Here is a 21,433-nt window from a genome sequence, read left to right as displayed (position 1 = left end):
AGCCGCCCTGGGTGACCACGTGGGCCTGGTTGGTGGCCCGCGGATCCAGCGGCGGCTGATTGGGACGAATATCCGGCATCCAGAACCTCATCGACGGGCAAGAAGATAATCGTCATGTTCCACCGCTGCGCGGGTTTGAATCCCGCCTCGGCGGCCCCATCACCAGACGCGCCCGCTCCCAAGCCTTGGGGGCCTCCTCAGTGGCCGATTTCTCAAGCACATGGTTTCAGCGGGAAAACGAGTCGCGACCTGTTCACCGGGTTCCCGCGCTCGGACAACCACGGGAAGCGGGGCCCCAGCGGTATACTGGCCCTCAGCGTTCCATCGAGGCCAGCGTGTGGTCCGCACACCATGGCGCAACGTTTTCAGCTTCCCTCGCCGGCACACGGTCCCCCGGTGGAGGCAGGGTCCCCTCAGCGAGAGAAGCCATGTTGTTCCCAAGACGGGAACAGGGTAGGATGAATCATGCGGGTCATCGCATACAAGACGTTGACGAGATTCCTGACTGGGCTGGCCGGGCGGGCGGAGCAAGACGCAGTGGCAGGCGCTCTCGGCGCCTGGTACGAGGAGGTCAGACGGGCAACCTGGAAAACCCCCGCCGATGTGAAGCTCGCTTATCGCAACGCCAGCATCGTGGGCAGCGATCGCCTGGTGTTCAACATCAAGGGCAACGACTTTCGATTGGTGGTCGCGGTGGATTACGGCCGGCAGATTGTTTTCGTGAAGTGGTTCGGCACCCACGAGGCGTATGATCGCATTGACGTGAGGACGGTCAGCTATGGAGATTAAGCCCATCCGGACGGACGCCGATCACGATCGGGCCCTTCAAGAAATCGAACGCCTGTGGGGGGCGCCCGAAGGAACGGACGAGGGCGACCGTTTGGAGGTATGGGTCACGCTGGTCGAGGCTTGGGAACGGTCACACGTGGCCCCCCCCGCGGTCGACCCCATTGCGGCGATCGAATTTCGCCTCGAGCAGTTGGGCCTCGACGCCAAGGCGTTGAACGGTGTCATTGGCTCACGGAGCCGAGTCTACGAGGTGCTCAAGGGGGAGCGGCAGCTGACGCTGCCGATGATCCGTCGGCTGGTCGAGAGGTTGGGAATCCCCGCCGAGATCCTGATCCGTGCTCCAGGTGGCGGGCGAAACGAAGTCGCCTAGTCGTTCGTTGGACCGAACGCCGGAATCGACACGCGGATGGCGCCCGGTGAACGGGGTCGTGGATGACCTCGCCCAACCGGGCGCCTGACTTTCGACCGGGGGCGGCCGTGGGCCGTAACGGCCTCAGAGCGAGCCGGGCGCGCCCTCCTGCCAGCCCGGCTCGAAGGGCGTCAGCAGGGGCTTGTGCCGACGCAGCGCCTCCCGGTCGTGCAGCACGTAGCTCTGGCTGCCGTCGTTGATGATGGCGCCGTCGAGGCGGGTCTTTGCGTTCATCTTCGTGTGGCGCATGCTGGCGTCCGTCAGGTTGGCGCCCCGCAGATCCGCCGCGTCGAGGTTCACGTCGTCGAGTTTGGCGCCCGTCATGTTGGCCTTGCGAAGCTCCGCTTCCCACGCCGTGGAGCCGCGCAGGTCCGCGCGGCGGAGATCCGCGTCGTTCAGGTTGATGAAGTCGAGCTCTTTCTTGGTGAGGTTGCGACCGGGGAGCTTCGCGCCAGGCATCTGCGCGCCCATGAGGTTGGCCTTCTCGATGCCGATGGCCGCGCCCACCTGCGAGCCTTCGAAGTCAGCGTGCTTCAGGTTGGCGCCGCTGAAGTCCGTGCCGGTCAGGTCGGCCTTCCTGAAACGCGCCTCCTGCGCATTGGTGCCCTTCAGGGAGGCCCCCCGCAGGTCGGCACCGTTAAGCCTGGCGCTGTTGACGTCGGCCCCGTCCAGCACGGCCTTGGGCAGCTTGGCACCGGTCAGGTCAAACTCGGCGAGGTCAGCGCCGGGCAGCTTGGCCCCGGGCATCGTGGCGCCACGCAGCCCGCTGGGCTTGTAAGGGCCCAGTTCGCGCTCGCTGTACTGCGGCCAGTTGAACTTGGTGGCTTCGCGCTTCCGCACCTCTGCCGCGATCTGCTTGGGGGTGATCTCCCGGGGGAAGACACCCGCACGGTTCACGGTCAGGGCGCGGGGACGCGTCCCCAGGGCCAGGTTGTCGGCCGCCTGCCGGGCAACCCCCTCCGTGGCTTCCTTCGCCACCTGGGTTCCGGCCTTGGCGGCCGAGCGGCCGGACTTGGCGGCCGCTTGCTTGAAGAGGTTCTGGATGATGGCCATGGGTTTGCCCTCCGGCCGGAATCTCGGGCCTCATCGGCTACATGGACAGCAGAGCCGCCAAGCGCCTGAAAGCCGAGATCGACCAGCTGAATGTGGAGCTCCAGGACTTGCGCTCCGACAAAATGCGCTACACCAAGCTGCTGGGGTCCTGATAACGGACGAGGGTTCAATGGGCCCCAGCGCATTCTCCCCACGAGCAGCGCTGAGTCTAGTCTCTCAGGACGAGCGCGGGTCAATCACCCGCCCCGCAAAGGATGCCCCAGGGATGCCGAGAGAAAAAGCCGGCCCCCAGCCATCGCTGGAAACCGGCTTCTTATCAGGCGCCCCGGGAGGGACTCGAACCCCCGACATCATCCTTAGGACGGACGCGTTCTATCCAACTGAACTACCGAGGCCCGCTGTCATCATAGCACGGCCCCCTGGGGACACGAAGGCCCGGCGCGATCGCGCCGGGCCCCGCCTTGCCTGAAGCCGTCGGTTATTCCGCCAGCTTGGCCAGCTCGGCCTTGACGAGGTCAACCAGAATCAGGTCGAGCCGTCCCTCGCGGAACTTGTCGACGTTGGCCGACGCCGTGCCGCCGCCGCCCGAAGCCTCATCTCCGCCGCGCGTCACAAACAAGTACTGACCGAGCGTGCCCTGGGCGATCTGGCGCATCGCATACTCGCCTTCGGATTCGAGCCCCGAAGCCCCGATCGGGAAGAACTTGATGCCTTCCTGAGCCGCCCGCACGATCGAGGTGGTGTAAGGCACCGCGTCCTTGTAGTCGGTATGGGGCGCCGCGTCTGCCACCAGCACGGCCAGGCGAACGGCCTGGCGGTTCCATTCCAGCTTGTTCAGGCTGGCATCCAGGGCCGCTTCCATGTCCTCCGGCTTGTCCCCGCCGCCTGCGGCCACCACGTCGTTCAGGGCGCGCTGGAAGCTGCCGATTTCCTCGGTGAACGGCGTCGTCTTGGTGACGTAGGCCTCCTGCTGGTCACGATAAGCCACCAGCGAGAAGCGCACCTTGGGCTTTTGCGGCAGTTCCCGGATGCGCTCCGCGATCGAGACGATCGTATCCTGGAAGCGCCGAATTTCCCCCGACATCGAAGAGGTCGCATCCAGCACGATCGCCAGATCGAGCGGCACACCGGTGGCCACCCGCTGCACGGGCGCCGGCAGCTTGATCGTGTAGTCGCTCTCCGCCAGCTTGAAGGTGCCCGTCGCGATCGCGCCGTTCTCCCCGGCCTTCACGTGAAGGCTGTAAAGCCCATCTTTGGGGATGGGGTCCTCCGGCTGCGGCATGAACAGCGCCCGGCCGTCGGTGTGGGTGCGCATGGCGTACAGCACGGACAGGTTGCTGGAGCCACCGTCCCAGTCGCTGCCCGGGCGGATCACCGTCACGTCGGCGTTGTGAACCGGTTTGCCATCGGCATCCAGCACCTTCACGAGCTTGCGCTGGCTCACGTCCCGCTTGCGCGGCTTCATATCCGCCGACTCCCAGTCAAATTCCTTGAGGAACTTGAGGTAGTCGCTGAACTTGGCGTTGTCATCCACCGCCCCGGCCCGCAACTCGCTGCCGGCCGTCTGCGAGGGGACCTTGGCAGGCGCCATCGTCATATCCGCGCTCACGGTCGCCCCGGGCGCCATCGGCGCCGGTGCGGCCATCGGTGCGGCGGAGGCGCGGGCCGAGGGCGCCATCATCGCGGGCGCGGCAGCGGCTTCTGACATGGCTGGCCCGGCGCGGCCCACCGTCGCCTTGTTCGAAATCAGGGCGCCGGAATCCAGGCCAACCAGGTTGCCCGGGTCCTTCGCGTTGACGTCTCGGGCGCCCAGGGGCACGGTGGTGGCCAGCGAACCGGTACAGCCGCTCAGCAAGGCGGATGCGACCAGGGCAACGAGGGGAAGCAAGCGAGAGGTGGCCATGGGGGTTCTCCTTGTCTGGGTGCCAGGCATGTGGCGCAGATGACGTACCCGGCGGGGCGGCGTGAAAAACCGTGACGGGGGCGATTCAGCCTGTATACCAAATTTGTATACCAATCAAGTCAAACCTGTCAAGCCCCTGATCAAAGGAGAGGCCAACCGGTTGATGCGCAGCCGCCTGCGACCGCTGTCCTGACGAGCAACGGGCCACGATCGGATCGACCTCAGACAGCCCCCAGGACAGGGGGCGCCGGGCTCAGTAACGGGGCAGCGCGGGATCCACCTGGGCGCTGTAGGCATCGATGCCGCCCAGCAGATTGCTGACGCGGCCAAAGCCCTGCGCCTGCATGTAACCGGCCGCATGCAGGCTGCGCACGCCGTGGTGGCAATAGACCACCCAGTCGGCCTGCGAATCCAGCGCGGGCAGGGCCTCGGGCAGGGTCGCGAGCGGCACCAGACGCGCACCCGGCAAGTGGGCGATCGCCCACTCCTCCGGCTCGCGCACGTCGAGCAACTGCAGCGCTTCGCCCGCCGCCAGGCGCTGCGCCAGTTCAGGAGCCGTCAGATGGGGAATCATCGCACCGTCACCTCGTACACACGAGTCTCCACGGCCTGCTGGGGTCCCTCCCAGGGGCGGTAATTCAAAAAGGTCAGCCGCGTCGTGCCCGCCGCCAGCGCCTGCAGTTCAAAGACCTCAGGCGTGGTTCCACCGACCAGCGGCGGTTGGCCGGGGTCCCGCTCGACCAGGCGCCGGGTGAGCAGCTTCACGACCGCCGGGTCGAATCCCGCCTGCAGTTCCCAACGATAGCCTGCCGTGGGAATCCCGACCAGGGTCACGTTGAAGGTCTGACCCACCTGGACCGAGATGACCAGGTCAGGCGCCGCCTGGCCTGGGCGGGCGGAGGCAGGGCCCTCCGGCAGCGGCACGCTGGAGGCCACCGGCCGCGCAACCGCGCCACTGCCGTCCACCCGCGTCAGGCCGGGCTGGCACGCCGTCAGCAGCAGCCACACGCCTCCCCAGCGCATCCATCCTTGCCTGGCGCCCATCTCCATCCCCCCTCAAACCTGGTCCGACGACGCTTCCGAGGCGGGGGCCGCGGTGGCCTCGCCGGACGACAGGGCGGACGCCGGACGTCCATAGTCGGCCAGAAATTCGGCCTTGAAGCGAAAAAAATCGCCCTCCAGGATACTCTGCCGGATGCGGCGCACGAGTTGCACGATGAAGTGAAGGTTGTGAATGCTGGCCAGGCGGTGATAGAGCAATTCACCCGCCAGGAACAGGTGGCGCAGGTAAGCTCGGCTGTAGCGCGTGCAGGTGTAACAGCGGCAGGCAGGATCGATCGGACCGCGATCCTCTCGAAAACGCAGGTTGCGGATGTTGATCTTGCCGTTTGGCGTGTACAGAGACCCGTGACGGGCCACCCGCGTCGGTCCGACGCAATCGAACATGTCCGCGCCACGCTCGATGCATTCGAACAGGTCTTCCGGCTCGCCGATGCCCAGCAGGTGGCGCGGCTTGTGTTCGTCGAGGATCGGGCACACCCACTCGAGAATGCGGTGCATGTCGGCCTTGGACTCCCCGAGCGAGCCCCCGATGGCGAAGCCGGGAAAGCCCGGATGGTCATCCGTGCGCACCTGGTTCATGTAGGCCGCGCTCTCGCGACGCAGGTCCTCGTAGGCGCCCCCCTGCACGATGCCGAACAGGGATTGATGCGGGTTGGTCCAGGCCTCCAGACTCTCCCGGGCCCAGCGATGGGTGCGCGCCAGCGCCTGTCGCGTGTAGGCATAGCTGGCCAGCGGCGAGGTGCATTCATCGAAGGCCAGGATGATGTCAGCCCCCAGTTTTTGCTGGATGTCGATCGACACGGCGGGATTGAAACGGTGCAGCGAGCCATCCAGATGCGAGCGAAAGGTCACGCCGTGCTCGTCGACGCGACAGAGCTTTTCCCCACCGGCCTGACCGGCCGGTACCCGGCGGGCGGGCGCTGGGCTGCTCTCGCCCGGGAAGATCTTGGCGATCTTGCCGACCCCGTGTTCGATGCCGAAGCCCAGGCTGAACACTTGAAATCCGCCGCTGTCGGTCAAAAACGGATGTTTCCAGCCGGAAAATCCGTGCAGGCCACCCATCTCCGCCACCAGTTCGGCGCCCGGACGCATGTACAGGTGGTAGGCATTGCCGAGGATGATCTGGGCACCCAGGTCTTCCAGGTCTTCCGGGGTCAGCGCCTTGACCGTGGCTTTGGTGCCGACAGGCATGAACACCGGCGTCTCGACCACCCCGTGCGGCAGGGTGAGGCGCCCGGCACGGGCCAGGGTGCCGGGCAGCCGCCGTTCGATCTCGAAGTGCAAGGCCACGGTGAATCTCCGTCAGTAGGCCGTGGTGCGCGTCAGGTGATAAGGCTTGAAGCGCACGTCGGGAGAGAGTCCCAGTTCCCAGAGAATCCAGTCGAGCTCGACGGCGCTCAGCACACGGCCGCGTGCAGCCAGCACCTCCCGCAGGATTTCCACCCCCAGGATCGTCGCGGCCCGGAGTTCCACCTCCATCTCGCCGTGCGCGGGCAGTTCCTCCGCGGCGGTCAGACACGTCACCAGCGCGTCGGAATAGCGCAGCACTCCCAGGGCTTCCAGCACCTGGGGCACCTTGTAATCCGCGAAGGCCGTCAGGCCATCGATGTCGTGAAAACGCCCCGGCCCCTCACCCGCAAAGGCACCCCACAGATCGGCCGGCAGGATCTGGGCCCGCTTGGCCAGGCGAATGGAACGCCCGGCATAGAGGCTTTCATCCCGAAAGCTGGGAAACGCCTCGGGCAAGCGCTCCGCCACCCGCACGGCCGAGCCCTCACAGGCCGCCAGGAAATTCGTGAAGCGCCCCTCCCAATGACTGAGCAGGGTCTGGCCGACCTCGTGCAAATGCGCCAAGCGCGCCTCGAACAGGGGAATCTCCCCCCGCCCGGCCAGAATGCCGGCCAGCGTCTCGGCCGGGCAATCGGCCATGAACGAGGCCTCATACAGCGGATAGCCAGCCTCGATAGCCCGCTTGAGCGCAGCAGCCAGCGCCCAGTAGCCACGCAGCGACTGACCGGCATAATCGATGCCCCAGCGCGGCACGTCCGGCCTGGCCCAGAAACTGAAGTTCAGCGCATCGAGCACCAGCAAGTAATGGGCCGTGCGCCAGCTGCCATCCGTGAAATGCCACGTCGCATTCCAGCCCGGAATCGGCAACTCCCGTCGCACGATTTCATCCGCCGCCCGCTGCACCCCCGCCCGTTCAATCGACACGTGGCGCGCCTGTTGCATGACGAAGCGCACGCCCGGCAGGATGCCGTTTCCAATTTCCTGCTCGACCCCCATGGATATCTCCTCGATGCCGGCATCATAACACGCACCGCCGGGCCACGTGGGCGTCGATGGCCTCGGTACCAGCTTGGCGCCGCTGAACTGACGAAGCCAGGGATGGCGAGTACGCGGAATGACCGGGAAACCCATCAACATCCCCACGTCAACACTGGCGAGAAGCTGCAAAGCGGGTATGAAGCCAAAGGCACCGGCCGGGTGTCAGTGCGCGGAAGCGACCACGTGGAATCTGCCTACTACCTGAGTCTGTTTCTCGAAGACGTTCACGACCAGCTCGCGCAGGTGGGCCAGCAACTCGCCCACCTGGAGCGGAGCGCAGACGACGCTGAGGCGCTCGCCTCGGTGTTTCGGGAAATCCACACGTTCAAGGGCAACGCGGCCACCGTGGGCTTCGAGGATCTGGCCCAGGTGGCTCACCTGCTCGAACAGATCCTGGCGGCTCTCCACGCCGGCCAGCTGGCCCATGAGCCCGGCGTGTTCAAATTGCTGGGCAGGGCTGTGCGGGCGCTCGAAGTCCGCCTGGCCGACGCCCTCGCCGATCGCCAGGGAGAGGTGTCACCGCCGGTGGTGGCTGAGTTGCTGGCACTCTGTCAGCAACTGCCTGAACCGGCGTGCCCGGAAGGCCCCATGTGGCGAGAAGCCAGCGAGGCCGGTCCGCTGGTGCTGGTCCGCGGGGATACCTGCCAGGTGTCGATCCGACTCGATCCCAGTTGCATGCTGCGCAGCGTGCGCGCGCAGATGATCGTGTCTGCCCTGGAGACCCACAGCGTGGTGCTGTCCGTCGCGCCTCCTGTTGAATGCCTGGAGGATCCTGGCGAGGAGGGACGTCTGTCGCTGACGATCCGAACCGACGTGAGCCCGGAAGGCCTGCAAGAACAGCTGCTCGCCCTGGGAGACGTGGCCGAGGTCGTGATCGTGTCGACTGGAGCGTCACCGAACAGACCCTCCCGCCGGGTGCTGGACATGTTTCCTCTGGTGGTGAGTGACCTGGCCTCCCAGCTGGGCAAACGGGCCGAACTGATCGTGGAGGCGGCCGACACGACCCTGCCGGCTCCACTGGCCAGCGACTTGCACGACATCGTGATGCACCTGGTGCGAAACGCGGTCGATCACGGCATCGAACCGGAGGCGGAACGCCAGCGCGCCGGCAAACCTCCCGTGGGACACCTGCGGCTGAGCCTGAGTCCTCAAGGCGAGGCCTGGGTGCTCAGGCTCCAGGACGATGGTCGCGGACTCGACCTGGAGGCGGTGCGTCGCCGCGCCGTGGAGCGTCGACTCATTTCCGAGGAGCAGGCCCACGCGGCCAGCGAGCGCGACCTGCATGCCCTGCTCCTTCAGGCAGGCATCTCCACCGCCGCCGAGGTCACCTTGATCTCAGGACGCGGGGTCGGTCTCGATGCGGTTCAGCACCGCGTCGCGAGACTGGGGGGAAGCCTGCACATCGAATCCGAGGCGGGCCGGGGCACAACTTTCGAGATTCGGTTTCCGCTCACTGATTCGCTTCCCGTGGCCCCTTTATAATGCCAGGCAGAGGAGTCCTCAGGGCACCGGTGACCGGCCCGCGATGGCTCCCTGCTCGAAGGTGAGACACGCTCAGGCTTGCCGCCTGTGTCACGTTGAGCTTTGAGCGCGTTTCGGGTACATATGGGGGGGGTGGCGGGGTTCCACTGTCCCGCCGGACCGGAGCACTGGGTTGGGTCAAGTCGATATGAGCTGGGGCGGGATCTTCGGCAGCGCCGCGAGCCTGATCACCCTCTTCATTTCATTTCTGATCAACGTGCCGTTCGAAGTGATGGTGGGACGCTGCGTGGTGGCGGGCATCACCGGTTCACTCGCCGGAGTTCTGGTCGGCATGGTGATTGCTTCGATTGCCTCGACGATGCCGAAAAAGTCACGCGAAGATGGCGTGGGCGAGCGAGTGGACTTCACGGTGGGCGAAGACAACCAGTTCCACGCAGGCGGGCCCCGAATGGACGAGATCGGCTTGACTTACGGGGGAGAGGACCAGGCATTCCTGCCACTCGACTTCAAGGCCTCGGCCAAGCATGTGCAAACGCTGCTTCCAGAATGACGCCCCGATGTGGTCCCTCAGGAGACCTTTGATTGAGTAGCCAGACCGCCGAACTTTGGCAGGAATACACCCGGAAGCCGGACATCGCCACCCGCGAACGGCTGATCCTGGAGTATCTGCCGCTGGTGAAGTATGTGGTGGGTCGCCTGGCCGTGACGCTGCCGCCGACCGTGGATGCCGATGACCTGCTGGGCTACGGGGTGATGGGCCTGATCACCGCCATCGAGCGCTTCAGCCCGGAAAAGGGCTTCAAATTCGAGACCTTTGCCGTCAGCCGGATCCGGGGCGCCATCATCGACGAGCTGCGCTCCCAGGACTGGTTGCCGCGCTCCGTGCGGCAGAAGGCCAAGGAGATGGAAGCCACCATCCGCGACCTGGAGAACACGCTGGGACGAACGGCCTCCGACCAGGAACTGGCCACCCGGCTGGGCGTGACCGTCGACGACCTGCCGCGCAACCTCTCGGAAATCACGGCCCCGGTGCTCTCCCTGGACGAGCTGGTGTCCGCCGGCGACGATGGTCACAAGCTGAGCTGGCTGGACACGCTGCCTGACGATCGTCTGGGACCCGCTGCCCAGCTGGACCATGAGGCCATGCTGGATGTGCTGGGACAGGCGATCGATCTGCTTCCGGAGCGGGAACGCCTGCTGGTGGCCCTGTACTACCACGAAGGCCTGACCCTGAAGGAAATCGGGGCGGTGCTGAGCGTGACGGAGAGCCGCGTGTGTCAGCTGCACGCCCAGGCCATGGGGCGTCTACGCACCAAGATCAACCAGCTGGTCGCCGGCTGAGGCTTGGACGATCCCGCGCGCCGGGTCAGCGCGGGCGGCGCTTGGAGACGCGCGCGTTCAGCGCGGCGCCCGCCTGCATGAAGCCGCCGACGCGCGCCACGTACTCCGGGTGATCGATGTACGGGTTGCGGTTGCCCTGCACGGCAAACACGGCATCATTGCGGAGCTTCTCATCCGTGGTGGGAGGGTCCTGCTCGTGCCAGCGCTTGATGGTGGGTTCCTCCAGACGGAAATTTTCCAGATCAGGGCCACCGGTCACGCCATAGACGGTGAAAAAGTACAGCAGCGCGCGGGCGGTATCGCCGCGCTGGTCCATCCGCGGCTCAAAGACCCGCCGACCCGACCCGTTGTCGCCGAGCTGACTTCCGCCCTCGGCCCATTCCACGCGCGCCACCTCACCGAAGGGGTAGGAGCCGCGGGTGCTGTTGGCCTTCACATCGGAAGGAAACAGGTGGTGCAGGTCGGCCTTGGCCGATCCCTCGGCGCCCTTGCTCTGGGGCCAGGTATGCTCGGCGTTCAACCCGGCGCCGTTGCGGAAAGCACTGGCACGATCCCGCACGTTGTCCAGCGCCCGTCCGATGTAGACGCAGGCCACCGTGTCGTCGCCGTCCAGGTCGTCGACGTCGGCAAACATGACATCGCGGGCCCCATCATAACCAAGATCGCGGTGGGGTCCGACCAGCTGGTTGAGGCCCTGCAACAAGGCCGGGCCGGACATGTTGGCCACCGGCGCATAATAGTCGGCCGGCATGGTCCGCCCCAGGCTGCGCGTCACGGCAGGGCGCTTGAGCGCGGCACGCGCCCCTGGCGCGGCGGGCAGGCCGCACGCCGTGGCGGCCAGAGCAAACCCGAGGATCAACGGCAGAAGAGCGCGTCGCGTGGTCACCGGTCACTCCTTTATCATCGCCAACAGAACGGCCGAACAAAGTTAAGTGAAGCTTAACACCTTCACCTCAGCTTTGTGAAGACCCAATGGAAATTTATTTTCTCGTTCAAAATTCGCGATACTGAGAGCATTCGGAACATTTTTGAGAGGTTTCATCGAAAATTAACCTTGAAACCAGACAGACGCCGTCCCTGGCGGCGGCACGGGGCATCGGGTATAGGGAAGGGGTGCCTTCTCTCCGACCCGCTCTGTTTCTGCTGGGCTGCCTTCCATTACTCTGCGCCTGTGAGCCGGAAGCCTTGCCGGCCCTGACCAGCCCCCTGGCGGGAAGCCAGCCGGGCCCCTCCGCCACCCCTGCCACGCCCCCCCCGCGCGCCGTCGCCACCCCCTTCCGGGAAGTGCTGCCACCGGTCGCGACGCCCGGCCTGGCCACACCGCCCGCCCGCGTCACGCCCACGCCGTCTCCGATCAGCCCGGACGGCCGCCAGAGCGAACCGACCCCCGAGGCCACCGCCTCCCGCGACACGTTGGCGAGCCCCTCGCCGCAACCGTCCGCCAGCGGCACCCTCGGGCCCTATCGCACCACCCAGCAACCGATGGACCTCGCCCTGAGTGGCCCGGCCTTCTTCGTGCTGGCCACCAAGCCGGAGCCGACCGCCAAGGAAGACCTGCTGCTCAGTCGCCACGGCCATTTCCGGATGCAGCAGGAAATGGGCGCCCGGGGCATGGTCTGGCGCCTGCGCCATGGCGATCTGGGCCTCTACGTGGTCGGATTCAGCGGTCCCCAGGGCCCCGACCCGCAGGAGCCGGAAGAAAGAACCCAGCTGGGCGACGTGCCACTCTGGACGCGCTGGCGCGATACCCCCGCCTCCATGACGGCCCTCACGCTCGATGCCGAGCGCAACCCCCAGGCCAACAGTCAGCTGCGCAGCGATCACACCGGGCTGCTGCAGCTCCAGCTGGACCCACCACGCGCCGAGGACCGCAGCCCGCTGCGCGTCCGACTGGCCCTGATCGAGGTCGAGCGTCCGGAAGCCCTGCTGCCGGCCAGCGGCACGACCCTGATGTTCCGCTACGCCCCGGCGGCAGGGCCTGCGCGCCTCGGCGTGGCCGTCTCCGGTGCCGGCCGCGTGCTGGGTAGCCGCAACCTCGTGCTGACAGGCCGCCTCGAAACACCGTGAGGGACCATGCGATTTGACACGATCGCCGCGATCGCGACCGCCCAGGGACCTGCCGCCGTGGCGATCATCCGGGTGTCGGGCCCGGATGCCCTCCGCATCGCGGAGCGGCTCTTTCGCAACGGCGCCCGGCAGGAGCCGCGCGTCCCGCTGTCAGCCCGCGCCAGCCACCAGGCACACGTGGGCTGGCTGGTCGACCCTGCCACGGGCCAACCGGTCGATCAGGCGCTCGTGCTGGTCATGCGCGGCCCCCGCAGTTTCACGGGCGAGGACGTGGTGGAATTCCAGACGCACGGGGGGCTGGCCGCCACGCGCACGCTGGAGCTGGTACTGGCTCAAGGCGCCCGCCTGGCGGCGCCGGGGGAATTCAGCAAGCGGGCCTTCCTGCTCGGTCGGCTCGATCTCAGCCAGGCGGAAGCCATTGGCGACGTGGTGGAGGCGCACGGCGAGCGGGCCCTGGCGGTGGCGCTCAACCAGCTGGAGGGGCGTCTGTCGCGTCAGCTGGCCGAGACCCGGGATCAGCTGGTTGGTTTGCTGGCACGGCTGGAGGCCGCAATCGATTTTCCTGATGAGATCGACGATGTCGGAGCCGACGAGGCCGATCGGCTACTGAGCGACGCCCGACGGGACCTGGCGGCCGTCTTGGCCACCGCCCACGAAGGCCAGGTGTTGCGCGAGGGCGTGGGACTGGCGCTGGTGGGACGTCCGAATGCCGGCAAGTCCAGCCTGCTCAATGCCCTGCTCGGACGGGAACGCGCCATCGTCACGCCCGTGGCCGGCACCACCCGCGATGTGCTGGAAGAGTCGCTGATGCTGGGCGGCGTCTGGTACCGCATCGTCGATACCGCCGGCATTCGCGCCACCGAGGACGCCGTGGAGGCGATCGGGGTGGCCCGTTCCCAGGCCGCGCTGGCGGCGGCCGACGTGGTGCTGCTGGTCTGCGACCTGACCGCCCCGATCGACGAACGGGAGCACGATCTGGTGGCCGCGGCGCGGGGCAAGCCGCTGCTGGTGGTGGCCAACAAGGCCGACACGCTCTCGCCCGGCGCAGCCGGGGCCCAGGCGCTCAGCGCACTCGCCACGCTGGGACCGGTCTGCGCGGTCTCGGCGCTGACGGGAGCTGGCCTGGATGAGCTGGGGCGACGGCTGAGCCAACAGGTCCAGGGCGCGGCCCCGACACAGCCGGCCGTGGCGATCAACGCACGGCATCGCCAGTGCCTGGCGCAAGCCCAGCATCACCTGGAACAGGCGCACGGCTCCGCTCGCGCAGGGATGGCCGCCGACTTTTTGGCCATCGACGTGAAAGCCACGATCGCGGCCCTCGGCGAGGTCACCGGCGATGCCATCACCGAGACCGTGATCGAAGAGGTGTTCCGCCGCTTCTGCGTCGGCAAATGAGCCGGCACCCGGCTCTCGCCGAGAGGTGCCGGACCATAGCGCGCTCGTGTCAAGCGTGATGAGTGGGGGTATGCAACAACCAGAAGCGCTCCCGCCCTTCATCCGGACAGTCCCGCGTGAGTTGACCGGCCGTCCCCCCGCCGACAGGATGCAAACAAGTGCGCATGACGCCTCCAATCTGGCGGGCACTGGCCCTTTCCCTGCTGGTGACGGCCAGCTGCAGCGCCAAGGTGGGGCCAGACGAACTGGTGGCCACCGTCAGGAGTCCACGGCCCAAGAAGCCCGTGACCAGCCCCTCGCCGACGCCGAGCCCCTCGCCAACCCCGACCCCCACGCCGACCCCCACGCCCACTCCCACACCGACGCCCACGCCGACGCCGACACCAGTCCAGGCCAGTCAGGATGAGATTGCGTCCGCCACCGCCTTCCCCTTCAACGCGGTGGGCCTGCGCTGGCGATACAAGGTCTCCATCGTCGCCGCGATGGGGGCTGTGGCGTTGGACGGCGTCGCGACGCTGACATGCCAGGCGGTCCAGACGGACGGCGCCAGCATTCGCAGCCAGTTCGACATCAAGACGGACAAGCTCAAGAGTTTCGGGGGCAAGGGCGACCCGATCCTGATCGACCGGGTGGTGGCGTTGACGAAGGGCAGCGGCAATCCCTACGTCAAACTGCTCTCGGTGCTGTTCGACAGCACCGGCCAGGCCAATGTCAGCAACGAGGCCCCCACCAGCACGAAGGAGGCGGTCACCGTGCTGGGCACCCCTTATGCCAATGCCGTGCGACAGAAATTCAAGAGCACCATCAATGGCAATGGCGTCGACTTCGATCTGTTCATGACCGCGGCCCAGGGCATGGTCAAACAGGAAGCCAAGGGTAAAAAGCTGCCGACGACGCTTTTACCGGCTTCCGCGGCCGCTTTCGGCGACATCGATTTCACCTTGAAGATGGAAATGGAAAAGCGCGAACAGGTGCCCGCCGACCAGGTTGGCAGCGGGACCGTCACGGCCAGCGGCACCACCACCGCCAGTGGGACCACCACGGCCAGCGGGACCCTCTGAAAGCGCGGCTGAATCCGACCTGCCCCCGAGCTGCACCAGGGGACGACGTTCCCCTCGAGGGGAGGTCACCCGGTCACACCTCGGGCCAACCACGGCGGCAAAGCCCATCAGCTGTCGCGCGAACTCAGCAACAGCGGTGGACGCCGCCGAACTGGGCCTCCCAGACCGCGCGCACCCCGGCCGGCCGGCAGCCGCAGTCCGCCCGCGCCAGGCGCTGCCGGAGCGCCGTCTCGCCCGACAGGTCCTGCAAGAGGCGCCAGGCGCGCCGCCACAGGGCCCCCATCAGGACGCTGCCCCCACCGCCTGGGGCTGGTATTCGGCCGGCACCTCGCTGCTGACGGCCGGCAACTGGCCACGCCAGACCGCCCCCCAGCGCCGCGCCGACAGGAGCACCACCAGCGCCGTGAGCAGCAGGAACAAGCCCGCCACCCAGGCATTCAGGGTGTCGTTCGCGATCATCGTCCGGGTCATGCCGAGCTGTTCGGCGGACACCAGGCCGTCCGCCAGCCTGGCCTCCAGCTGAGCGCGATGGGCCAGAAAGCCGACCCGCGGGCTGGCCGAGAAGATTTTCTCCCAGCCGGCACTGAAGCAGACGGCCAGCAGCCAGGCCAGCGGCAGCAGGGTCACCCCCACGTAGCGGCTGCGGCCCATCTGCACCAGAAAGGTCGTGCCCACGCACAGGGCGATCGCCGCGAGCAGCTGGTTGGCGATGCCGAACAGCGGCCAGAGGCTGTTGATGCCGCCCAGCGGATCGACCACCCCCTGGTACAGAAAGGTGCCCCAACCCGCCACCACCAGCGCCGAGGCGGCGATCGCCCCGGGGTACCAGCTGGTGCGGCCCAGCGGCGCCCACAGGTGGCCCAGCAAGTCTTGCAACATGAAGCGACCCACCCGCGTGCCGGCATCCAGCGTGGTCAGGATGAAGAGCGCCTCGAACATGATCGCGAAGTGATACCAGAAGCCCATCCAGGCGGGTCCTCCGACCACCGAGGCGAAGACCTGGGCCATGCCGAGCGCGAAGGTCGGCGCCCCGCCGGTGCGCGCGTACAGGCTGGGTTCGCCCACCTGCGCCGCCAGCGCCTCCATTTGCCCCGGGGCCAGCGCAAAGCCCCAGGCGCTGACGGTGGTCGCCACCGCCACCGGGTTGTCGCCCGCCAGCGCGGCCGGCGCGTTGACGGCAAAGTAGACGCCGGGCTCCAGGATGCAGGCCGCCACCAGGGCCATGACCGCCACGAAGGATTCCATCAGCATGGCGCCGTAGCCGATCACGCGGCAGTCGGTCTCGCGGTCGAGCAGCTTGGGCGTGGTGCCGGAGGAGACCAGCGCGTGAAAGCCGCTGATCGCCCCACAGGCGATCGTGATGAAGCAGAACGGAAACAGCGCCCCGGCCACCACCGGGCCGCTCCCGTCGATGAAGCTGGTCAGTGCCGGCAGCTTGAGCACGGGCGCCGTGATCAGGATGCCCAGCGCCATCAGGCCGACGGTGCCGACCTTCACGAAGGTGCTCAGGTAATCGCGCGGGGCCAGCAGCAGCCAGACCGGCAGGACCGAGGCCGCAAAGCCATAGCCCATCAGGGCCCAGGCCAGGGTGCGTGCCTCCAGCGTGAACACCGGCGCCCAGACCGGGCTTTCGGCCACATGGCGGCCGCCGACCAGGGCCAGCAGCAGCAGGCCCACGCCCAGCAGCGAGCCCTCCAGCACCCGGCCCGGCCGCAGCACCTGCATGTACAGGCCCACCAGCAGGGCGATCGGGATGGTCATGGCCAGCGAGAAGGTGCCCCAGGGGCTGGCCGCCAGCGCCTTGACCACCACCAGGGCCAGCACCGCCAGCAGGATCACCATGATCGCCAGCACCGCCAGCCCCGTGATGAAGCCGACCACCGGGCCGAGCTCGTCTCTGGCCATCTGCCCCAGGCTGCGGCCATCCCGGCGGACCGACCCCGCCAGGATCACGAAGTCCTGCACCGCGCCGCCCAGCACCACCCCGATCAGGATCCAGAGCAGGCCCGGCAAAAAGCCGAACTGCGCCGCCAGGATCGGGCCCACCAGCGGTCCCGCCCCGGCAATCGCGGCGAAATGATGGCCGAACAGCACGAACGGACGAGTCGGCACGAAGTCGCGGCCGTTTTCCAGGCGATGGGCCGGGGTGCGGCGCCGAGCCTCCAGCGGGAAGACCCGCTCGGCCAGAAAGCGGCTGTAGAGACGATAGCCGATCGCATAGCTACAGAGCGCGGCCGTCAGCAGCCAGAGCGCGTTGACGCCCTCGCCGCGGGCGCCGGCCAGCACGCCCAGGGCGATCGCCAGCAAGCCGGCCAGCAGCACCGTCAGCGCGTGGGCCCGCCCGCTCGGCCGCGGCGGCAGGGCCTCCCCAGCCGCCACGCTCATGGCTGGGCCTGGGCCGGCAGCGGCCCGACCAGCACCGTGTGCGCCGCCTCAGGCAGGATGTAACGGCGGATGGCCGCGTCCACCTGGGCCTTGTCGATCGCCCCGATCAGGCCCGGATAGCGCTTCCAGTAATCGAGCCCCAGATCGTACTGGGCGATCGTGCCCAGCGAACCCGCCATGCCGGCGTTGGTCGCCAGGCCCACGGCCTGCCCGCCGATCATGGCCGACTTGGCGAAGGCCAGCTCCTGCTCCGTCACGCCCGTCTGGCGGAAACGATTCACCACCGTGCGCAGCTCGGAGAGGCCCCGCGCCAGGTTGGCCGGGTTGACCGTCAGGCTCGACCACCACGGCCCGGGCCCCTGGCCCACCTGCAACACGGCATAGGTGCCGTAGGTGAGGCCCAGTTCGTCACGCAAGCGCAGACCCAGCCGGCTGCTGAGCGGATCCCCGCCCAGCACGTAGTTGCCCAGCTGGGCGGCGTGGTAGTCCGGATGCCGCCGCGTGAGCGGCGTGGCGTGGCCGATGCGCACCTCGACGTTGGTCTTGTCGGGCATGGGCACCACCACCCGGGTGGGCCGACCGCGATCCGGCGCGGCCACGGCCGGGCGCACCAGCTCGGCCGCCTTCCAGTCAGCCAGCAGGGTTTCCAGGCGGGCAGCCGCCTGGTCGGCCTTCAGGCGTCCCACCAGCACCAGCGTGGTGGTGTTGGGGCCATAATGCCGGCGGTGGAAGGCCAGCATGTCGTCGCGGGTCAGGCTGCGCAGGGCCGCCAGGCTCTCCGACAGGTCCAGCGGGCGATAGGGATGACCGACCGGATAGACCAGCTGCCCGAAGGCACGCTCCACGCGCGTGCCGGGCTCATCCTCGGCCTGTTTCAGCGCGGCCTCCGCGCGCGCCTGGAACTTTTTCAGCTCGCTCTCGGGAAAGACCGGCGTGGCCAGCGTCTCGGCCACGGCCGTCAGCAACACGTCCAGGTTCTCGGCCAGCGTGCGCCCTTCGATGTCGGCCACGTGCAGCCCCCGGCTGTAGGACAGCGAGGCCGAGACCCGTTCGAGATCATCGGCCAGGGCCAGCTTGCTACGCTTGGCGGTGCCCTCCTTGAGCAGCGCCGCCACCGCCCCGGCCAGGCCGGCCTTGCCGGCCGGGTCGTGCGTGCGCCCCGCCCAGACGAAGCCGTCGAGCGCAACCGTCTGCGAGCCCGGATTCTCCAGGACGATCAGGGTCAGGCCATTCTTCAGCACCCGCTTGACCGGCAAGGTGAGCGGCCGCGGCTGGGCCGCCCGGCGCTCGAACTCGAACAGCGCAGCCGGCTTGACGCGCGCCGCGTTGGCCGTGGCGGCGCCACCACCCTGGTTTTTCGGCGCCGGCGGCACCGGACCGTCCGGCGTCGCCACGTACCAGCCCACGCTGCGCTGATCCGGGTTGAAGTAGGTCCGGGCCACCCGCTGCAAGTCGGCCACGCCCGTCCGCTCGATCTCGTCGAGCAGGCTGAAATTGCGCTGCCAGCGGTCGATCGCCGCGTAATAGCCCAGGCTCATGGCCAGACTCGTGGTGCCCTCGTTCTCGTAGATGTAGGACGCCCGGGCCTGGGCCTTGGCCTTGGCCAGCTCGGCTGCCATGACGGGTTCCGTCTTGAGGCGCTCCAGCTGGGCCACCAGGGCAGCTTCCACCTCGGCGTGCGAACCGCCCGGCCGCAGCGTGGCGCCCAGGCGGAACAGCGAGGGATCGCGCTGCACGCCGACATCACTCCAGGCCTGCAAGGCCTTCTCGGTCTCGACCAGGCCCTGGTACAGGCGACCCGTCACCCCGGCCGAGAGAATCGAGTCGATCACCACCAGCGGCCCGATGTCGGCATGGGAGACGGCCGGAATGTGCCAGCCCAGCTGCACCATGTTGGTGTCGCCGCGGCGGCGGATCACGAAGCGCCGCTCACCGGGCTGCGGTTCCTCGACCGTGCGCACCGCGGGCGGGGTCTTGCCGCGGGGAATGGCACCGAAATACCGCGTGATCAGGCGGACCGCCTCGGGCGTCTCGAAATCGCCCACCAGCACGGCCACGCAGTTGTTCGGCTGGTAGTAGGTGTCGTAGAAGCGCTTGAGGTCAGCGGTGGGAACGCCTTCCACGTCCGAGCGCCAGCCGATCGTGGGATGGTGATAGGGATGGGCCTGGAAGGCCGTGGCCGTGAGCTGCTGGTAGAGGATCCGGCCCGGGTTGCTCTCGCCGCGCTCCAGCTCGTTGCGCACCACCGTCATCTCGCTGCGGCGCTCGGAATCCAGAATCAACGCGTCGCGCATGCGGGCCGCCTCGATCTTGAGCCCGAGTTCCAGCCGGTTGGAGGCGTAGGTCTCGTAGTAATTGGTCCAGTCGGTCCAGGTGCTGGCATTGCTGTCCGCGCCGTTGCGGTCGAGCAGCTGGGCGATCTGGCCCTTGCCGAGGGTCTTGGTGCCCTTGAACAGCATGTGCTCCAGCAGGTGGGCCGAGCCGGTGGCGCCGGCCGGTTCGTTGCGGCTGCCGACCTTGTAGGTGACGACCCAGCTGACCACCGGCGCCGCGTGATTCTCCTTGAGGATCACCTGCAGGCCGTTGGGCAGGGTGAAGGTCGTGATCGGCCCGGCCACCGTGCGGTGGGTCGTGAGCGCGGGCAGGCCGGGGCGCACGGATGGAGTGGCGGACCTGGCCACCGCATGGGCCGAGGCAGGGGCCGGCGTGGATATGGCCAGGCAGGCGGCCAGCAGACATGCAAGCGAACGAACGGGCGTCATCGGGTACCTCCGCACTCAGATGCGGATTACGATACCACAGGCACCACCGCCGACCGGGCCCTGCCGTCAGCTCCCCCCTCGCCGAACGGGTCGGCCCCCGGCCTCATCGCGACGCGGCAAGGTGCTCAGACCGCATCGCCGGCCCTGCGCGGCGCTTATCGCGACCCTCAGCAGAAACACGGCCGGCCAGGCCAGCCAGCCCCCGCTGCTCAGGCGTGCTCGCGCAGGAAGCTGGCGATGCTCTCGACCACGTAGTCGACCATGGCCTCGCTCATGCCAGGCCAGACGCCCACGAAGAGGGTGTCGCGCATGATCCGATCGCTGTTCGCCAGCGAGCCATGCACCCGGCGCGGGATGTTCATGAAGCCAGGCTGCTTGAGGATGTTGCCGCCAAACACCTTGCGTGTTTCGATGCGCGCGGCTTCCAGGTGCGCGATCAGGCGCTGGCAATCGATGCCTTCGCGCACCGTGATCGGAAAGCCGAAGGGCGAGGGGTTGGCCTTGGGGTGAAGCTGCGGCAACAGCAAGGCATCCGAATAAGGTGCCAGGCGCGACTGGTAGCGGGCGAAGTTGCGCCGCCGCGCCGCCACCACCTCCGGGATGCGGGCACTCTGGGCCAGCCCGATCGCCGCCTGCATGTCGGTGGCCTTGAGGTTGTAACCCTGATTGGAATAGATGTACTTGTGGTCGTAACCCGCCGGCAGCTCGCCCAGCTGCCAGCCGAACCGCTTGTGGCAGCTGTCCGACACGCCCGGATCGCACCAGCAGTCACGCCCCCAGTCACGCAACGAGCGTACGACCTTCTTCAGCCGCGGGTGATTCACCACCACCCCGCCGCCCTCACCGGTGGTGATGTGGTGGGCGGGATAGAAGCTCAGCGAGGACATGGCGCCGAAGGTGCCGACCAGGCGATCGCCCCATGTCGCGCCCAACGCGTCACAGCCGTCCTCCAGCAACCAGAGCCGATGGTCCTCGGCCAGCTTCACCAGCACGTCCAGGTCGGTCGGAATGCCGACCGTGTGGGGCAAGAAGATCGCCCGCGTGCGCGGCCCGATCGCCTCGGCCACCGCCTGCGGGTCGACGTTGTAGGTCGTCAGTTCGCAATCCACGAACACGGGCACCAGGCCGTTCTGCAAGATCGGCGCCAGGGTGGTCGGGAAGGTGACGGCCGGCGTGATCACCTCGTCACCCGGCTGCAAGGCCGGCGGATCATCCGCCCGCAGCAAGCGCGGCGTTTCCTCGGCGCACAGGGCCGAGACCATGAGCAGGTTGGCGGAGGAGCCCGAATTGACGAAGGCGAAGTCCCGGGCGCCAAAGAACGCCTGCATGGTCTGCTCGAAGCGCGCCGTGTAGGGGCCAGCCGTGAGCCAGTAGTCGAGCGATGCATCTACCAGGT

19 protein-coding genes and 1 tRNA gene are annotated in these 21,433 nt (G+C 67.7%); 8 read left to right on the top strand and 12 right to left on the bottom strand.

The features are described from left to right. Positions 1–465 precede the first annotated feature (465 nt). Both VKP62_00665 and VKP62_00660 read left to right on the top strand, forming a co-directional pair. A complete protein-coding gene (locus VKP62_00665; GenBank protein MEB3195691.1) occupies positions 466–789 on the top strand; it encodes a type II toxin-antitoxin system HigB family toxin in 324 nt (107 codons plus the stop codon). Beyond that, positions 779–1,159: a transcriptional regulator gene (locus VKP62_00660; GenBank protein MEB3195690.1), complete on the top strand. Its 381-nt coding sequence runs from the start codon at positions 779–781 to the stop codon at positions 1,157–1,159. The genes VKP62_00665 and VKP62_00660 overlap by 11 nt, the downstream gene beginning before the upstream one ends. Positions 1,160–1,282: 123 nt before the next feature. On the opposite strand, the gene VKP62_00655 is transcribed toward VKP62_00660, so the two are convergent. From VKP62_00655 to VKP62_00625, 7 genes are all read right to left on the bottom strand, one after another. After that, entirely contained in the window at positions 1,283–2,251 is a 969-nt protein-coding gene (locus VKP62_00655) for a pentapeptide repeat-containing protein (protein ID MEB3195689.1), read from the bottom strand. 321 nt (positions 2,252–2,572) lie between these two features. Next, a tRNA-Arg gene (locus tag VKP62_00650) sits at positions 2,573–2,646 on the bottom strand. A gap of 83 nt (positions 2,647–2,729) precedes the next feature. Next, the gene (locus tag VKP62_00645) at positions 2,730–4,154 is read right to left on the bottom strand and encodes a vWA domain-containing protein (protein MEB3195688.1); all 1,425 of its coding nucleotides are present in this window, start codon (positions 4,152–4,154) and stop codon (positions 2,730–2,732) included. A 253-nt stretch (positions 4,155–4,407) separates the two neighbouring features. After that, positions 4,408–4,728, bottom strand: a complete 321-nt coding sequence (locus VKP62_00640; protein MEB3195687.1) for a rhodanese-like domain-containing protein — start codon at positions 4,726–4,728, stop codon at positions 4,408–4,410. Continuing rightward, complete coding sequence (locus VKP62_00635; GenBank protein MEB3195686.1) at positions 4,725–5,198, bottom strand: protease inhibitor I42 family protein; 474 nt, start codon at positions 5,196–5,198, stop codon at positions 4,725–4,727. The genes VKP62_00640 and VKP62_00635 overlap by 4 nt, the downstream gene beginning before the upstream one ends. A 12-nt stretch (positions 5,199–5,210) precedes the next feature. Then, a complete protein-coding gene (gene tgt, locus VKP62_00630; protein MEB3195685.1) occupies positions 5,211–6,506 on the bottom strand; it encodes a tRNA guanosine(34) transglycosylase Tgt in 1,296 nt (431 codons plus the stop codon). Positions 6,507–6,518: 12 nt separating this feature from the next. After that, positions 6,519–7,502 (bottom strand): queuosine salvage family protein, encoded by a 984-nt coding sequence (locus tag VKP62_00625; GenBank protein MEB3195684.1) that lies wholly within the window; start codon positions 7,500–7,502, stop codon positions 6,519–6,521. A 102-nt stretch (positions 7,503–7,604) separates the two neighbouring features. On the opposite strand from VKP62_00625, the gene VKP62_00620 reads away from it, so the two are divergent. From VKP62_00620 to VKP62_00610, 3 genes are all read left to right on the top strand, one after another. Continuing rightward, entirely contained in the window at positions 7,605–9,026 is a 1,422-nt protein-coding gene (locus tag VKP62_00620) for an ATP-binding protein (protein MEB3195683.1), read from the top strand. 172 nt (positions 9,027–9,198) lie between these two features. Then, entirely contained in the window at positions 9,199–9,576 is a 378-nt protein-coding gene (locus VKP62_00615) for a hypothetical protein (GenBank protein MEB3195682.1), read from the top strand. Positions 9,577–9,608: 32 nt separating this feature from the next. Continuing rightward, positions 9,609–10,367 (top strand): FliA/WhiG family RNA polymerase sigma factor, encoded by a 759-nt coding sequence (locus tag VKP62_00610; GenBank protein ID MEB3195681.1) that lies wholly within the window; start codon positions 9,609–9,611, stop codon positions 10,365–10,367. 25 nt (positions 10,368–10,392) lie between these two features. Here VKP62_00610 and VKP62_00605 read toward each other — a convergent pair whose 3' ends face one another. Further along, positions 10,393–11,253, bottom strand: coding sequence for an endonuclease (locus VKP62_00605; protein ID MEB3195680.1), 861 nt, complete (start codon positions 11,251–11,253; stop codon positions 10,393–10,395). A 227-nt stretch (positions 11,254–11,480) separates the two neighbouring features. On the opposite strand from VKP62_00605, the gene VKP62_00600 reads away from it, so the two are divergent. From VKP62_00600 to VKP62_00590, 3 genes are all read left to right on the top strand, one after another. Further along, on the top strand, positions 11,481–12,434 hold the full coding sequence (locus tag VKP62_00600; protein MEB3195679.1) for a hypothetical protein: 954 nt from the start codon (positions 11,481–11,483) through the stop codon (positions 12,432–12,434). Between the two features lie 6 nt (positions 12,435–12,440). Then, on the top strand, positions 12,441–13,829 hold the full coding sequence (mnmE, locus tag VKP62_00595; GenBank protein ID MEB3195678.1) for a tRNA uridine-5-carboxymethylaminomethyl(34) synthesis GTPase MnmE: 1,389 nt from the start codon (positions 12,441–12,443) through the stop codon (positions 13,827–13,829). A 164-nt stretch (positions 13,830–13,993) separates the two neighbouring features. Then, on the top strand, positions 13,994–14,890 hold the full coding sequence (locus VKP62_00590) for a hypothetical protein (GenBank protein ID MEB3195677.1): 897 nt from the start codon (positions 13,994–13,996) through the stop codon (positions 14,888–14,890). A 124-nt stretch (positions 14,891–15,014) separates the two neighbouring features. Here VKP62_00590 and VKP62_00585 read toward each other — a convergent pair whose 3' ends face one another. The 4 genes from VKP62_00585 to rfbH form a co-directional block, all read right to left on the bottom strand. Continuing rightward, on the bottom strand, positions 15,015–15,173 hold the full coding sequence (locus tag VKP62_00585; protein ID MEB3195676.1) for a hypothetical protein: 159 nt from the start codon (positions 15,171–15,173) through the stop codon (positions 15,015–15,017). Beyond that, positions 15,173–17,275, bottom strand: coding sequence for a carbon starvation CstA family protein (locus VKP62_00580; protein MEB3195675.1), 2,103 nt, complete (start codon positions 17,273–17,275; stop codon positions 15,173–15,175). The genes VKP62_00585 and VKP62_00580 overlap by 1 nt, the downstream gene beginning before the upstream one ends. After that, positions 17,272–20,037: a pitrilysin family protein gene (locus VKP62_00575; GenBank protein ID MEB3195674.1), complete on the bottom strand. Its 2,766-nt coding sequence runs from the start codon at positions 20,035–20,037 to the stop codon at positions 17,272–17,274. The genes VKP62_00580 and VKP62_00575 overlap by 4 nt, the downstream gene beginning before the upstream one ends. Positions 20,038–20,246: 209 nt before the next feature. Beyond that, positions 20,247–21,433: lipopolysaccharide biosynthesis protein RfbH (rfbH, locus tag VKP62_00570; GenBank protein MEB3195673.1), on the bottom strand; the 1,187-nt coding region annotated here is incomplete at its 5' end.

The sequence above is a fragment of the Candidatus Sericytochromatia bacterium genome (assembly GCA_035285325.1).
Taxonomy (GTDB): Bacteria; Cyanobacteriota; Sericytochromatia; order S15B-MN24; family JAQBPE01; genus JAYKJB01.
The sequence above is the reverse complement of the archived record's forward strand: the minus strand, read 5'-3'. Positions and strand labels throughout refer to the sequence as shown.

What these genes read in the sequence shown, in the direction of transcription:
- VKP62_00575 (MEB3195674.1), bottom strand. Translation starts at nt 20,037, where the DNA reads ATGACGCCCGTTCGTTCGCTTGCATGTCTGCTGGCCGCCTGCCTGGCC.
- VKP62_00625 (MEB3195684.1), bottom strand. Translation starts at nt 7,502, where the DNA reads ATGGGGGTCGAGCAGGAAATTGGAAACGGCATCCTGCCGGGCGTGCGC.
- VKP62_00655 (MEB3195689.1), bottom strand. Translation starts at nt 2,251, where the DNA reads ATGGCCATCATCCAGAACCTCTTCAAGCAAGCGGCCGCCAAGTCCGGC.
- VKP62_00590 (MEB3195677.1), top strand. Translation starts at nt 13,994, where the DNA reads ATGACGCCTCCAATCTGGCGGGCACTGGCCCTTTCCCTGCTGGTGACG.
- mnmE (MEB3195678.1), top strand. Translation starts at nt 12,441, where the DNA reads ATGCGATTTGACACGATCGCCGCGATCGCGACCGCCCAGGGACCTGCC.
- VKP62_00585 (MEB3195676.1), bottom strand. Translation starts at nt 15,173, where the DNA reads ATGGGGGCCCTGTGGCGGCGCGCCTGGCGCCTCTTGCAGGACCTGTCG.
- VKP62_00580 (MEB3195675.1), bottom strand. Translation starts at nt 17,275, where the DNA reads ATGAGCGTGGCGGCTGGGGAGGCCCTGCCGCCGCGGCCGAGCGGGCGG.
- VKP62_00620 (MEB3195683.1), top strand. Translation starts at nt 7,605, where the DNA reads ATGGCGAGTACGCGGAATGACCGGGAAACCCATCAACATCCCCACGTC.
- VKP62_00645 (MEB3195688.1), bottom strand. Translation starts at nt 4,154, where the DNA reads ATGGCCACCTCTCGCTTGCTTCCCCTCGTTGCCCTGGTCGCATCCGCC.
- VKP62_00665 (MEB3195691.1), top strand. Translation starts at nt 466, where the DNA reads ATGCGGGTCATCGCATACAAGACGTTGACGAGATTCCTGACTGGGCTG.
- VKP62_00640 (MEB3195687.1), bottom strand. Translation starts at nt 4,728, where the DNA reads ATGATTCCCCATCTGACGGCTCCTGAACTGGCGCAGCGCCTGGCGGCG.
- VKP62_00660 (MEB3195690.1), top strand. Translation starts at nt 779, where the DNA reads ATGGAGATTAAGCCCATCCGGACGGACGCCGATCACGATCGGGCCCTT.
- VKP62_00635 (MEB3195686.1), bottom strand. Translation starts at nt 5,198, where the DNA reads ATGGGCGCCAGGCAAGGATGGATGCGCTGGGGAGGCGTGTGGCTGCTG.